This is a genomic window from Clostridium sp. FP1, assembly GCF_011065975.2.
Taxonomy (GTDB): domain Bacteria; phylum Bacillota; class Clostridia; order Clostridiales; family Clostridiaceae; genus Clostridium_AD; species Clostridium_AD tagluense.
Genome location: NZ_JAAMNJ020000003.1, coordinates 94147 through 107400, shown reverse-complemented (window position 1 = coordinate 107400; position 13254 = coordinate 94147). Strand labels below are relative to the sequence as shown.

Sequence of the window (13254 nt, the reverse complement as noted above, 5' to 3'; positions counted from 1 at the left end):
ATCATTAGCTAATGATATAATTTGAGGCGTACAGTTATACCATACATACACACCTTCCATTTACCATTTTCTTTTAAAAGCTCTATATATCCTTTTGTCACATCTGCTTGTTCAGCCTTCCCGTCAGTAGAGATAAACTTCAATTTAGTTTCATAATAATATCTTACTTTATCTTCTTTTTCTGCATACAAATTTTTACCTAAAATAAATTCTGTAACCTGCGACGTATAATTACCCTTAGCACAGATATTCGGAATTAAAAAATTGAATTTATCCGCCACAATACCTTCATACCCTTCTTTGGTCATTAAAGGTTGTATATTTTTGTCAAAGGATTGCATGATTTTGATATATTCCTCACTAGGTCCTGTTTTACTTCCGTTGGGAACACCTTCACCAATCGCACCGCCTATTGGTGTTGCAATAAGTTTATTAAACTCAGCAACTTTTTTTGCATCTACTGTATACAGGTTTCTAACAAATTTTTCGGCAGCTTTTTTTGAGTTATTTTCATTTGAATCACTACATCCAACTAAAGTTAACGTAATTAAAAACAGAATACTAAATAATTTTATTATTTTTTTAATGATTATCCACCCTCCTTCATTTTATTAGTTATAAAGTATTACCATTGCGTCCTTATTCAATTATATAGCATATCAAATACTTATTCGAATATTTAACAAAATTGCATATAAATTTATTTTTCTATTTATTGACAATATAGTAATTAATTATATGTAATGTAGAAAAAGATACGAGGGGGAATAAAAATGAAAAAAATTATTTATTCAGTTATGTCACTAATTATAATGCTAAGTGTTGTTTTGGAAAATTCAGTTCAAAGTTGCAAAGCTGCAGAGCTAGAAAACACAAGTGATACGACAATACCAAATTTTGTAATATATTGTCCTTTCAGCTCTAATGGGATACATCATTATACGGCTAGGGGGACAGGCAACTTATATAAAGGAACTTTTACTAATCACACATTAATATTAGGCAAAACTGGTTCAAGCGAATACCAATGTACCTATTGTAATGACGTAATGATAACACAAGCTGATGCCGAAACATGTAAATCTACCGGCTACGCAATAGGAACATATGGATTATTTAATATATACTTTTTATTACTGTTTTAGTTAGCATTATCAATGCTTTACACTGATGGTATATATTTTTTTGGTAATAACTGTCTTAACGTATATTTTCCGCGTTTTGCGAGCACTACCCCAGTATGTATTATAGCAACGTAGGATTCTTGCTTAAATAATTTTCTGTAATATGTGAAGTAATTTAAACTTATTTAAATAAATCAGTATTTATATATAAATAGATTGTCGAAAGTTTGGATTTATAGTATTATTATACATAGTACTGTAATTATTGAAAATTACAATAATATTTTACATGAGGAGTGAACATTAATGAAATGGTTTAACAATTTAAAAATGGTTCAAAAACTATTATCAGTTTTTATTACATTGTCGTTGTTTATTGGTATTGTCGGATTTATTGGATTATATAGTATGAAAAACATTAATAATAATGTTAGTAATATCTATAATATAGATTTGGTAGGCGTTAACGCTATTGGTAATATTAAATCAAATTTATTAGAAATTAGAACAGGTATATTGTTAATTCTTGATCCCAAAAACAAAAGTGATTTACAAAAAAACAAAGATCATATTGGAGATATAGTAATTAAAGATGATGCACTTATTGTAGAATATAAGAATACCATTACAACTGATTTAGATAGGCAACAATTTACAGAATTCGAAAAATTGCTTGCGGATTATCGTATAGCAAGAGGGGACATAGTTAAACAAGTTGATGAAGGCAACTATGCAAAAGCAAATGAGCTTTTCCCAGCTATATCTAAGCTTAGAGGTGATATGTTTACAATATTAGACAAAGAGCTAAAATTAGCTACTGATATGGCAAAAGCTGATTACGAAGCTAGTAAAGTATCATATAGTAAAGCCTTTATTCAAATTATAGAAATAATTGTTCTAGGATTAATTATTGCTATTACACTTGGTTTAGTAATTTCTCTTAAAATTTCAAAGCAGATAAAGAAAATTTTAACTGTTGCAGAGGCACTTGTAGAAAATGATTTATCAAAAACCGTTGATATTGATGCTAAAGATGAGATTGGAGGTTTAGCAAAAGCTTTAAATAAAGCAATAATAAACTTAAAAACGCTAATTGGAGAAATATCAGAAGGTGCTACTGATATTAGTGCTACCAGCGAAGAGCTATCTGCTACAACAGAAGAAATATCAGCAAAAATGGATATTGTTAATGAATCAGTAAGACAGGTATCCTTAGGCGCAGAACAGTTAAGTGCCACAACAGAAGAAGTAAATGCAACCACTCAAAGTATTTCAGAGAATGTGGCTGATGTTACTGGACGTGCAAATAAAGGAAATAAGATTGCAAGTGCTATAGAAGTAAAGGCAAATCAAGTTAGTAAAAATGCTGAAAATAGCTCTAGTACCTCAAATAAATTATATTCGGAGAAGCAAGAAAGCATATTAAAAGCAATTGAAGAAGGCAAGGTTGTTAGTGAAGTTAAGATAATGGCGGATGAGATAGGTAATATAGCAAGTCAGACAAATCTTCTTGCACTTAATGCAGCTATTGAAGCCGCACGTGCGGGAGAACAAGGTAAAGGATTTGCTGTGGTTGCTGATGAAGTTAGAAAATTAGCTGAACAGTCGTCCGTTACAGTTCAAAGAATTCAAGATGTAACAGGGAAAGTTCAACAAGCATTCAATAATCTTTCTAAGAATGCTCAGGATGTATTAATCTTTATGGATAATAATGTTAAACCTGATTATGAATTATTTGTAGATACAAGTAAGCAATATGGTGAGGATGCTGTGGTATTTAATGAGCTATCCTCGGATATTGGAGCTTCAATGAACATAGTAAACGAAACTGTATCAGAAATTAAAAAAGCAATTGAAAATGTATCAGCTACAGCTGAGGAATCAGTTGCTAGTTCAGAGGAGATATTAGCAAGTGTTAATGAATCTGTTATGGCAATCCAAGAAATAACAGCCGCTTCTCAAAATCAAGCTATATTAGCAGAGAAACTAAATGGTATGGTTCAAAGATTTAAACTGTAGAACCCTACATTTTATTTCAGTGGTATAAACATCAAAACCTGCATAGATTCCATTAAGTACAAAGTAGCGCTCAAAAGCAATTAGGATCTAATTTTCCTAATTGCTTTTTTATTAGCTAAATGTAAAACCTCATCATAAATTTTTTACTAATTTGTAACTAAAAGTGGCAATCTGTAAGTAATGGGGTAGTGCTCGAAAAACGCAGAAAATATACGTTAAGACAGTTATTACCAAAAATATTTTTTATCAAAATATTCTGACTTAGAATTAATACTGAAAAGTTCTAACTCAAAAAAGTATATATTATCAGTTTAAATCATTGATATATCTAGGGTTTAATCACTAAATCGGGTACAGTCGACATACGTGCAAAAATAGGCCACATGATGGAATTGATATCCAACATGTGGCTATATATAGTTTTATAAGTGTTGCATCAAGCCTATTTGTATTTGAAACATTTCATATATCTTTTCTATAACCCTAGTGAAACATATTCTAATAGTGTCATTAGGGTACACCTCATTGTGGCAGTTTTAATATACAGTCTGTGTTAGTAGATTCTATAAGTTTATAAAAATAGTATATTATGGTATAATACTCTATGAGTTACTTCGGATTGGTATAATTATGTGCAACAAAAATTATATATATTTTGTGAGGTGAAGTCATGTTGATTATCAAATATAATAGCAAATATCGAGATGATATGATTTATATGGTGCTTGAAGCAAAAAATGCACTGGGTAGAATTCCAAGCCTTAATGAGGATTTATTAGATATTGACACATATTACATTTCAAACGGGGATATGTTCTGGTTAGCAGTTGACGAAAAAGATAGAGTCATCGGCTGTATAGGGACAAAAGCTACTGGTGAGCACGAAATGTGGTTGAAAAGGCTATATGTAAAAGTATCCTTGAAGCGCAATGGAATTGGTGGTCAGCTCCTTAAAACTGCGGAAAACTATGCAACTAGCAACGGAATAACTAAGGTGTATACGAGGTTTGCAAAGGATTATGTTGAAGCTCAAAACTTTTACCCAAAGAACGGTTTTACTGGAGTTGCGCCATATGAAATGGTTAAGCACTTATCATAAGTAAAGTGAGCATTATCTTTAATAAACTATGTGGCGTCTCTTTCATATAAAGTGTAATAAATTGCTATATTATCATTTTAACAATAACATTAATAATAATGAATATACCTACAATTACACAAAATATTCCAACTTTTTTATTCACCTTACTAATTCCTTTTGAATCTATCTTCTGTGCCATATTAATTTAATTAAATCCAAGGAACAATTGAGTAAAACCTCCAAATATAGCTATAGTCTCACCGTTAACATAATTAAAGATGTATAGAAATGATAAGCAAATAGTAATAACACCAAAGGAATTTGCTACCATTAAGTATGGTCGTTCATTGATTTTCATTACATCACTCCCTTGTCAATTTGTAATCAATTAATACGCGATAAAATACTGTTGTGACGTAAAATATTTATTTAATTATACTATTATTACCGTAAATTGGATATAAAAATAAACGTATGCTTTTAGTCAAAAGACTACATGATTACATAAGAATTTAAAACTTGAAATTTATAAAAATAATCTAATTTACAAACACATCCAGTAAAATATTTGCATTTACGGAATTGTGTTTTTCTTAGCGTACGAAATATCATTTTTGCGTATGCTATCCCAGATATGCCTCTTTTGGATACGAACTTATTAGGAGACTTTATAAGTAGACTGGTTTTGGAGGTATTATCCTGCGTTTCGGAAAATTAGCGTATTACAATAAAAAAACGCCAGGAGGAAGGAATTTTATTAGCAAAACAGAAAGGCGTTTATAGTGGTAGAAAAAAGATTGACTTACCAAATTTCGATGAAGTATATCTAAAATGGCAGGAAACCTCTATATCTGCTTTAGGGGCGTGTAGACGACTTAATATAGGGGAGCAGGCAGCAAAACGCGGTAATTATACTCTAAGGATTTACAAATCATGAAGTCCTTAATTTTTATACTCTAAAGTGTGTACCCATAGGCAAAGTTTGTCTTTTTCAGTTGATGGACATTAAATGAAAGTTGTATACTAATTCTATTTACCGGGATTTTTTATATTACTATTCTATAACACGAAATTCGTGTAGACTCTGTCTAAATACATATGTAGACAAAGTCTTCTTTATGTATATATCTTTCAATTTCATCAGATTCTTTGCGATATCCGGGTACAGCCACACCTAGCATTACTATTTCTAATCCAATATGCTAGTAATGATAAAATTATTAGCACTACTGATGCCACAAGCAAATAATACTTTTCTTTAAAGCTATTATTAATCAAAGAAAATAGAAACAAATTCTTTGTGTATTTACCCTTTGTCATAATATCAAAGACAAAATAAACTATTGGTATCATATACCCTATGCTTACATTTTCAGTAAGAGAAGCAACAAATAACCCTAATCCGCCTAAAAATAATGAAGATGCAAATGTTCCCATTATTAACCTTCCAGAAGTAAATGTTCCACCAAGATAAATTAATATATTAACAAATAATGCTATTAGTGATATTAGTAAAATTACTGATATCACTATTCTTATTATATAAACCAATATAGGAGAAATAGCCTTTGCGTTTATTGTCTCTTTTATATTTTCATCTTCTTCTGGTGTAAATATTGGCACTAGAATCACTACTCCAATTATTACAATAAATTGCTCGCATATTCTTGCAGCCATTGGAAAATCCAAGTTGGTAATGCTAAAGATTATGGGAGTTGAAATTAATAACATAAGTGATAACAATAGCTTAGAAATTCTTTATCTTTTAACATCTATATTCCTTCCTCGCAAGTTTTGTAGCTTTTTTCTTGCTCTAAAAATAATAATTTTCACTTGACCTACAGACTTAATCATTATCTTTGCAATATCCTTATAGGACATACCCTCATATTCATAAAGGTACAATGCAGTCTTATAATCCTCGCGTAATTTACCTAATAATTTTGTCACAAATAATCTGTCTTCCTTTTTCATAACAATATCCTCTGCGGAAGGTGTCCGTAGCTTTATATCATCAATATTTACAGGCTTTTGTTTTCTTAGATAATCGATGCACTTGTTCCTTATTACTGTGTATAAGAACGTTTTAAAGCTGTATTTATTGTTATAACTCATTCTTTTTATATAGATTAAAGCAAAACTATCCTATATTATATCTTCTGCTATAAATTCATCTTTTACATATTTCTGTGCAAATCTTAGAGCCTTTAATCTGTGTCTAATTACAAGCTCTTCAAAAACTTTCTTATCGCCACTTTTGACTAGATTCATTATTGTATTATCGTCAATCAAATCTTCACCTCTTTGTGAAAAAACATATGCTACATATTTTAACCCGGATTATTCACGCAACACCAAAAAGCTATGCCTTACATAGCTAAAACACTGTGTTTTATAATTTTTTAGTTTTTCACGAAAAAAGTGATAAAAAAGTATATGCAAAAAGCCTCAAATTTGTTATGTTTAAGTTGAGAAACCCAAAACAAAAGACAAAGGAGAGACTTCTTACAATGAATAGTTTAAATGAAAAATCTTTAAAATTCAACAAGAAAATTAAAATAAATTTTGAAGGTGGGAATTTAACATCAGATGCAGGCCTTTTATTATATAAAGAATTTGATGAAAAAATTGGTTTCAGCAAAACCATTAAAGAAAATATTGATGTTAAAGATCCGTCAGCAAACGCTAGAATACATAAAAATGAAGACATTGCCATTCAAAGAATATATCAAAGAATCGCAGGTTATGAAACTGATGATAACGCTGATGAACTTAGACATGATCCTACTTTTACCAATGTACTTGAAAAAAAATCATTAGCTTCTCAACCAACAATTTCTAGGTTTAATAATAGGGTTTCTGGTGAAACAGTAAAGAGCTATCAACAAATTAATGAGCTATTGCAATATAAAGTTTATTCTGTGCGGATGCCAGAGCATATTATTTTTGTAGCCTCCGATTGAAAAGAAACTATTTAAACTCTTTTAAACTCTTTTAAACCTTCTTAAACTACTACAGGAGGCTTTTGTTGTGGTTTAAGAAATCTGTGGATAACTTATAAATTTAGGCTAATATAATAATATTATACCGTACTATTTCAGAAAAAAAAATATGTATATTATAAATACTTCCGGTCTCAATATGCAGTACATAGAGATGCCTAGTATGTCCTAAAGCTTTTTAATTGCGCTTATGGTGATTGGGCCACTAACTAAAGCATTATTGTTTAAATCTCTTATTTCCTTCAATTATGACCATAAGATTTTTATGATACTCATTATCCTTGCAGTAAACAGAATTATAATCGTTCTGGCAGGCCTCCTTGTAGTCTTTAGATGTTATTACAGATTTATACCCATTGAAGCTTAAAAGCATTCTGTGGTCAAATAAGCTATCATCTAGAGAGTCATACTTTTTAAATTTGCACACCATGGGGTTTTTTACTCCATTAATCCATTCCTGGGTGTTAAATTCTTGGACTTCATATCCGCAACCATTTGTTCATTTGATACATCAGTACTTTGATTATGATACTGAGTTATAGAACCTATTAATAGGTCTTATCTAACTAATTGCAAATAAGAACTATAAACGGTGGTTTATGGGAGGGGGTATTTCAATAAAAAGACTTGAATTGTTAGATAAAATGGTAAGTGACCCATTTTTAAGTAAGTAGACGGTAATTTTCTAAAGGATAATATTTTAGCGGCATATTAAACCCATACAATAAGATTTACAGATATACTAAAAATAATTTTCGAATTTGCTTCTAATAATCAATAAAGTAGTATATAATAATTACGAACATATGTTCTAATGCTTAAGCCTGCAGATTAGGCGAAAAGGAAGATGGTTATGAGTAGATTAATATTTCATATAGATGTAAATAGCGCTTATCTATCCTGGGAAGCTGCTTACAGACTTCAACAGGGAGAGCAATTAGACCTTAGAACGGTACCATCTGTAGTAGGTGGAGACGAAGAAAGCAGGCATGGCATTGTTTTAACTAAATCAATACCTGCTAAAAAATTTAATATTCAAACTGGAGAAACTTTATACAATGCTAGGGCTAAATGTCCAGATATAATAATAGTTCCACCTAGGTACTGGCTCTATATGAAATGTAGCTCAGCTATGAATCAAATATTCCAGGAATATACTCCACAAATCCAAAGATTTAGTATTGACGAAAGCTTTCTAGACTTTTCTAACATGGAACATTTATATCCAGACTATATGGAGCTCGCTGAAACTATAAAAGATCGGATAAAGAAGGAGCTCGGTTTTACCGTCAACATAGGGATATCAAATAATAAGCTATTGGCAAAAGTAGCTTCAGATTTTAAAAAGCCAGATAGAATACATACTTTATTTCCTCATGAGATAAAACAAAAGATGTGGCCATTGCCTATTGAAGATTTGTTCATGGTAGGTAGAGCTACAGGACCCAAATTGCATAATCTAAATATCAACACCATTTGCGACTTAGCAAATTATGATTTAAAAATTTTAAAGAACAAATTTAAGAATCATGGCCAAGTAATTTATAATTATGCTAACGGTATAGATATTTCAGAGGTCAGGAAGAGTAACTGCATTGAAATAAAAGGTATAGGCAATTCCACAACAATAGCTTTTGACGTTGAGGATAAAGATACAGCTCATAAAGTACTATTATCCTTGTGTGAAACAGTATCTATGCGTTTAAGGGATTCACAAAATTGCTGCACTGTGGTTTCGGTAAGTATAAGAGGAAGTGATTTAATATCATATTCACATCAAAAGAAATTGACAGTAGCTACTGACTCAACCAGAAAAATATATGAAGTAGCATGTTATCTATTTGATAATGTGTGGAAGGGCAACTCAATAAGACATCTAGGGATCCACATAACAGATTTTTGTTGTAATGATTTTTATCAGTGTTCTTTACTTGATACTTTTAATTATGAGAAGGATAGAAGAATAAATGAGGCAATTGATAAAATTAGACTGAAATATGGTTCTACAGCAATAGTACGGTCTTGTTTTCTTCATTCAGGTTTAAGCGCTATGTGTGGAGGGATAGGAGAAGATGATTATCCTTTGATGAGTTCTATGTTGTAAGGGAGGTTTTAAGTAAATGAAGGTTTTAGCTCTACCTATAGAAATGGTTTCCTATACAGATAACAAAGGTTCTATTAATCCTATAAGGTTTAGAATGCAAATCGGTGATGAACCTATGCAAGTTATAAAAATAGATAAAGTTATATTAAAAGAGACTGAGAAACTTGCAGGGAACATTATGATTGTTTATAGGTGTCAAAGCTTAATTGACGACATCATGAAATTATTTGAAATCAAGTATGAAATTTCAACCTGCAAGTGGATTCTGTTTAAAATTTAAAGTGTAATTAAGTTATGTAAACTTAATTACACATTGGAGTTATACAATGAAAATAATGTGTAAATGCGGAAATATAGAAGATATAAAAACAGATAATAAAACAGTGGATTTTGAATTTAAAGATTGTGATGATGGTACGATATTTTTAGTTTGCAAGAAGTGTAATGAAGTTATTTTTATAAAATTATATATAAAGTCGTACATTCATTTTTTGATTAAAGCATTGATTTATATGTGTTGTTAAGCATTCAGTTAAATTTAACTAAGCAATTACGCTTTTGAATGCACTGTTTTATATTTTAAAATTAAAAAAACATCTATATCTAAGATGTTTTTTTGATTCACTATACCCTTTATTATGTTGTATGGTTTTTATGGTTTAAAAGTGCAAAATTTTTAATGCGTAATATATGTAATATATAGTATAATTAAGTAAATAAGTAAATTAATTCGAACTTGTATTTTATTGTGAACTAAAATTAGAAGGAGGAATTGTAACATGAAACAAAAAATGAGAATAAACTTATTAGGAGTTTATGACTTAATTTTATCATTAGGTGCTATTTTTATAGGAATAATAATGGTAAGTTCAAGGAATGGGATATTTATTGAGTATCCAAAAGAATGGCTATCTAAAGTTCCTTTTGAAAGTTGGGTTACCCCTGGTATAATTGCAATTGTGGTATTTGGATTAGGAAATATTATATCAGCAATATTTGTTTTTAGGAAAGAAAGTAACAAATCATGGGTTATGTCTGCTATAATGGGCGGGATATTTTTTATGAGTATTGTTGCTCAAGTAGTAATCTTAGGGGAATGGTATATGGCAACCGTACAGTTTTTAATTTTTAGTATAATTCAAATATGTCTTAGCGGATATGTATTTTCAGGTTATAGAAAAAATCTAATGAGTTCTAAAGTTTTGTAAATAGGGGATACGCATCTCTCTTATTAGATATGCATATCCTAAAAATACGATAGATACTAAGTTGTATAATATTCCAAAGTAAATATTAATTATAGTTGGTGGGGTGAAACGATTATGAATAGAATTGAAATTTTAAGAAAATATATTGATGAAATACTTTTGAATATGACAGATGTTGAAGAAAGAAGATGTGCTTATTTACATTTATATGGTGTTGCTCAATCTTGTGCATTAATTGCACTAAAGCGTGGTGAAAACGCTGAACTTGCAACAATGGCAGGTATGCTTCATGACATATATTCATATGCTAAAATGGACACAAAAGACCATGCACATGAAGGTGCTATCTTGGCAAGAGAAATATTGACATCATTGCGTATAACAAATGATGATGAAACTAAAATGATTTGCGATGCTATTTATACCCACAGTGAAAAAGAGGTCATACATTCTGATTTTAATGAAGTTTTAATAGATTCGGATGTATTTCAGCACTGCTTGTATAATCCTATGTTTAAAATCATGGCACATGAAAAAAATAGGTACGAAAAACTTAAACTTGAATTTGGCATTGCGTACCATGAAGAGTCAACCGAAAGGGATTGACATTATGAAAAGAAAATTTATAAGCGGAATTCACTGGGACTTTTTAGATTCATATTCATCCAAATATATTCATATTGATGACATATTTAGCGGGTATGTTTCGCTGATTAAGATTGATAAGGTAAAACAAAAGATTACTGTTGACTATGAACAGTCAGAAAAAATTTTATTGGATGATGGGCATAAATGTTTAATGTTTTTGCCTGATAATGAGAATTGGTGTGTTAGTGCAGTGTATACTGACATACATAAAGGTAAGAATGAGCGTATAGGCTAGTTATAAGGCGTAAACAAAAGTCGTGAAAAATATATATTTCACGACATTTGTTATTTTATAATTAGCTCAAACTTCGCACATAAAAACATGACTTAGACCATTGAAAAATCAAGGATCCACAGTGTTTTAATATAGAAAAATCCTCTCAAAAATGATATAATGTAAGTAGTGACAAATACAAAAATATCATATTTAGGAGGATTCATTCATATGAACAATATACCACAAAACAGTCAAAATGAAAATGATTTTATGAAGTCTATAATGAATTTTATTAAACAATTTAAGGTTATTAGTGCTTTAAAAAAAGCAAATTGTTATAAAGAAAAAGGTATATGTGTTCGTGATATTTTTTGCTATTTACTTCAGATTGTTTATACAGGCAAAAGCATGTATATGAGTTATCAAACTGAAAGTAATGCTCCTAAATTTGGTAAAGATGTAGTATACAGATTCTTAAATTCAATGTACATAAACTGGCAATCATTCTTGTTAAAATTATCAGGAACTATTATAAATGAGAGTTTAGTAAACCTTACTTCTGAAAAACGTATCAACGCAATAGTTGTTGATGATTCTTTTTATGGTAGACTTAGAAGCAAAAATGTTGAATTACTTTCTAATGTAAATGACCATGCAAGCAAAGGTCAAAAATATAAAAAAGGATTTAGAATGCTTACTCTTGGATGGACTGATGGTAATACATTTTTACCTATTTTATTTAACTTACAAAGTTCAGAAAAGCAAAAAAATAGATACTGCGAAATGAAAGAAGGTTTAAACAAGAACACAATTGCATATAAACGTAGAAAACAAGCAATATCAAAGTCTACAGATGTTATGATTGAAATGCTAGAAGCTACTGTAAAGGCTGGCATTCCAGCAAAACATGTATTATTTGATAGTTGGTTTTCTTATCCTGTTACCATAATTAGAATATTTAAGCTTAAGCTACATACTGTAGGTAGGCTTAAAAACACTACAAAAATAAAGTACATTTTTGAAGGTGAAAGAAAAACTTTAGCTCAGATATACAAAGAAAAAAGAAAACGTCCAGGGAAATCAAAATATCTTTTATCAGTAATGGCACAAATATATGATGCTAACAATAATACATTGGATGTAAAAATAGTATTTGTGCGTGACCGTAATAATAAAAAGAAATGGATAGCAATTATTTCTACTGATTTAAGCTTATCCGAGGAAGAAATTATAACACTTTACGGTAAACGTTGGAGCATTGAAGTTTTCTTTAAAGTATGCAAATCCTATTTGAATCTTGGAAAGGAATTTCAAGGTCTTTCTTATGATTCAATGATTGCACATACTTCAATTGTGATGGTTCGATATATGATGCTTGCTGTTGAAAACAGAAATAATAAGGATTCACGTACAATGGGAGAAATATTTTTTCTAGCTTTTGATGAGCTTAAAGATATTCAATTTTCAGAAGTATTAGAAATAATCTTCAACATTCTACAAGAAACGCTGCAAGAATTATTGTTTTTAACTGTGGCGCAAATAGATAGTTTTATTGCCGCTTTTATTATAAAACTACCTAAATATATTTCAAGGAAATTCACTGCTAAAAAGATAGCTTAAAATCAAATTTTATCACTGTTTTAAGCCATCTTACCATTGATTTACAAGGTGTTATAGCTGTTTTTTTCCTGCGAAGTATGAGTAATTAGTGATAAGTAAATGTAGATCACCTACTTATTTTTATATATAATTCACATTATAAATAGTATAATTAAATAAATATTTTATTTTGTACCTGGATTATATTATAATATAGGAACAGTAGAATTTTTTTAATAAAACCACGAGGGG

The 13254-nt window shown here is 30.0% G+C and carries 16 protein-coding genes and 1 pseudogene; 11 read left to right on the top strand and 6 right to left on the bottom strand.

Features of this window, described 5'->3' with window-relative positions; translation table 11 throughout:
* Positions 1-8: 8 nt before the first annotated feature.
* Positions 9-341 (bottom strand): hypothetical protein, encoded by a 333-nt coding sequence (locus G9F70_RS26250; RefSeq protein ID WP_164947501.1) that lies wholly within the window; start codon positions 339-341, stop codon positions 9-11.
* A 432-nt stretch (positions 342-773) separates the two neighbouring features.
* On the opposite strand from G9F70_RS26250, the gene G9F70_RS26245 reads away from it, so the two are divergent.
* From G9F70_RS26245 to G9F70_RS26235, 3 genes are all read left to right on the top strand, one after another.
* Positions 774-1145, top strand: coding sequence for a hypothetical protein (locus tag G9F70_RS26245; protein WP_164947502.1), 372 nt, complete (start codon positions 774-776; stop codon positions 1143-1145).
* A gap of 285 nt (positions 1146-1430) precedes the next feature.
* Complete coding sequence (locus G9F70_RS26240) at positions 1431-3143, top strand: methyl-accepting chemotaxis protein (protein WP_164947503.1); 1713 nt, start codon at positions 1431-1433, stop codon at positions 3141-3143.
* A 670-nt stretch (positions 3144-3813) separates the two neighbouring features.
* Positions 3814-4242, top strand: a complete 429-nt coding sequence (locus G9F70_RS26235; protein ID WP_164947504.1) for a GNAT family N-acetyltransferase — start codon at positions 3814-3816, stop codon at positions 4240-4242.
* 187 nt (positions 4243-4429) lie between these two features.
* Here G9F70_RS26235 and G9F70_RS26230 read toward each other — a convergent pair whose 3' ends face one another.
* From G9F70_RS26230 to G9F70_RS26215, 4 genes are all read right to left on the bottom strand, one after another.
* Positions 4430-4582, bottom strand: coding sequence for a hypothetical protein (locus G9F70_RS26230; RefSeq protein ID WP_164948125.1), 153 nt, complete (start codon positions 4580-4582; stop codon positions 4430-4432).
* Between the two features lie 782 nt (positions 4583-5364).
* Positions 5365-5955, bottom strand: coding sequence for an ABC transporter permease (locus G9F70_RS26225; RefSeq protein WP_224617967.1), 591 nt, complete (start codon positions 5953-5955; stop codon positions 5365-5367).
* A gap of 27 nt (positions 5956-5982) precedes the next feature.
* The gene (locus G9F70_RS26220; RefSeq protein WP_164948010.1) at positions 5983-6339 is read right to left on the bottom strand and encodes an RNA polymerase sigma factor; all 357 of its coding nucleotides are present in this window, start codon (positions 6337-6339) and stop codon (positions 5983-5985) included.
* Between the two features lie 30 nt (positions 6340-6369).
* A complete protein-coding gene (locus tag G9F70_RS26215) occupies positions 6370-6516 on the bottom strand; it encodes an RNA polymerase sigma factor (protein ID WP_164948011.1) in 147 nt (48 codons plus the stop codon).
* Between the two features lie 167 nt (positions 6517-6683).
* Between G9F70_RS26215 and G9F70_RS26210 the strand changes: the two genes are divergently transcribed.
* Entirely contained in the window at positions 6684-7187 is a 504-nt protein-coding gene (locus tag G9F70_RS26210; RefSeq protein WP_224617966.1) for a transposase, read from the top strand.
* A gap of 256 nt (positions 7188-7443) precedes the next feature.
* On the opposite strand, the pseudogene G9F70_RS26205 reads toward G9F70_RS26210, so the two are convergent.
* A pseudogene (locus G9F70_RS26205) lies at positions 7444-7704 on the bottom strand (glucosaminidase domain-containing protein); the annotation flags it as partial.
* A 375-nt stretch (positions 7705-8079) separates the two neighbouring features.
* Between G9F70_RS26205 and G9F70_RS26200 the strand changes: the two are divergent.
* The 7 genes from G9F70_RS26200 (at position 8080) to G9F70_RS26170 (ending at position 13023) form a co-directional block, all read left to right on the top strand.
* Complete coding sequence (locus G9F70_RS26200) at positions 8080-9330, top strand: DNA polymerase thumb domain-containing protein (protein ID WP_164948014.1); 1251 nt, start codon at positions 8080-8082, stop codon at positions 9328-9330.
* A gap of 16 nt (positions 9331-9346) precedes the next feature.
* Positions 9347-9610, top strand: a complete 264-nt coding sequence (locus tag G9F70_RS26195) for a hypothetical protein (RefSeq protein WP_164948015.1) — start codon at positions 9347-9349, stop codon at positions 9608-9610.
* A 46-nt stretch (positions 9611-9656) separates the two neighbouring features.
* Positions 9657-9854 (top strand): hypothetical protein, encoded by a 198-nt coding sequence (locus tag G9F70_RS26190; protein ID WP_164948016.1) that lies wholly within the window; start codon positions 9657-9659, stop codon positions 9852-9854.
* Between the two features lie 255 nt (positions 9855-10109).
* Complete coding sequence (locus G9F70_RS26185; protein WP_164948017.1) at positions 10110-10538, top strand: hypothetical protein; 429 nt, start codon at positions 10110-10112, stop codon at positions 10536-10538.
* Between the two features lie 114 nt (positions 10539-10652).
* Complete coding sequence (locus G9F70_RS26180) at positions 10653-11144, top strand: HD domain-containing protein (protein WP_164948018.1); 492 nt, start codon at positions 10653-10655, stop codon at positions 11142-11144.
* Between the two features lie 4 nt (positions 11145-11148).
* Positions 11149-11421 (top strand): hypothetical protein, encoded by a 273-nt coding sequence (locus G9F70_RS26175; RefSeq protein WP_164948019.1) that lies wholly within the window; start codon positions 11149-11151, stop codon positions 11419-11421.
* Positions 11422-11631: 210 nt separating this feature from the next.
* Positions 11632-13023: a transposase gene (locus G9F70_RS26170; protein WP_164948120.1), complete on the top strand. Its 1392-nt coding sequence runs from the start codon at positions 11632-11634 to the stop codon at positions 13021-13023.
* Positions 13024-13254: the final 231 nt, after the last annotated feature.

Excerpts from the sequence above, each read along its gene's own strand:
- G9F70_RS26250 (WP_164947501.1), bottom strand. The coding sequence starts at position 341 with ATGCAATCCTTTGACAAAAATATACAACCTTTAATGACCAAAGAAGGG.
- G9F70_RS26245 (WP_164947502.1), top strand. The coding sequence starts at position 774 with ATGAAAAAAATTATTTATTCAGTTATGTCACTAATTATAATGCTAAGT.
- G9F70_RS26240 (WP_164947503.1), top strand. The coding sequence starts at position 1,431 with ATGAAATGGTTTAACAATTTAAAAATGGTTCAAAAACTATTATCAGTT.
- G9F70_RS26235 (WP_164947504.1), top strand. The coding sequence starts at position 3,814 with ATGTTGATTATCAAATATAATAGCAAATATCGAGATGATATGATTTAT.
- G9F70_RS26230 (WP_164948125.1), bottom strand. The coding sequence starts at position 4,582 with ATGAAAATCAATGAACGACCATACTTAATGGTAGCAAATTCCTTTGGT.
- G9F70_RS26225 (WP_224617967.1), bottom strand. The coding sequence starts at position 5,955 with ATGTTATTAATTTCAACTCCCATAATCTTTAGCATTACCAACTTGGAT.
- G9F70_RS26220 (WP_164948010.1), bottom strand. The coding sequence starts at position 6,339 with ATGAGTTATAACAATAAATACAGCTTTAAAACGTTCTTATACACAGTA.
- G9F70_RS26210 (WP_224617966.1), top strand. The coding sequence starts at position 6,684 with ATGTTTAAGTTGAGAAACCCAAAACAAAAGACAAAGGAGAGACTTCTT.
- G9F70_RS26200 (WP_164948014.1), top strand. The coding sequence starts at position 8,080 with ATGAGTAGATTAATATTTCATATAGATGTAAATAGCGCTTATCTATCC.
- G9F70_RS26195 (WP_164948015.1), top strand. The coding sequence starts at position 9,347 with ATGAAGGTTTTAGCTCTACCTATAGAAATGGTTTCCTATACAGATAAC.
- G9F70_RS26190 (WP_164948016.1), top strand. The coding sequence starts at position 9,657 with ATGAAAATAATGTGTAAATGCGGAAATATAGAAGATATAAAAACAGAT.
- G9F70_RS26185 (WP_164948017.1), top strand. The coding sequence starts at position 10,110 with ATGAAACAAAAAATGAGAATAAACTTATTAGGAGTTTATGACTTAATT.
- G9F70_RS26180 (WP_164948018.1), top strand. The coding sequence starts at position 10,653 with ATGAATAGAATTGAAATTTTAAGAAAATATATTGATGAAATACTTTTG.
- G9F70_RS26175 (WP_164948019.1), top strand. The coding sequence starts at position 11,149 with ATGAAAAGAAAATTTATAAGCGGAATTCACTGGGACTTTTTAGATTCA.
- G9F70_RS26170 (WP_164948120.1), top strand. The coding sequence starts at position 11,632 with ATGAACAATATACCACAAAACAGTCAAAATGAAAATGATTTTATGAAG.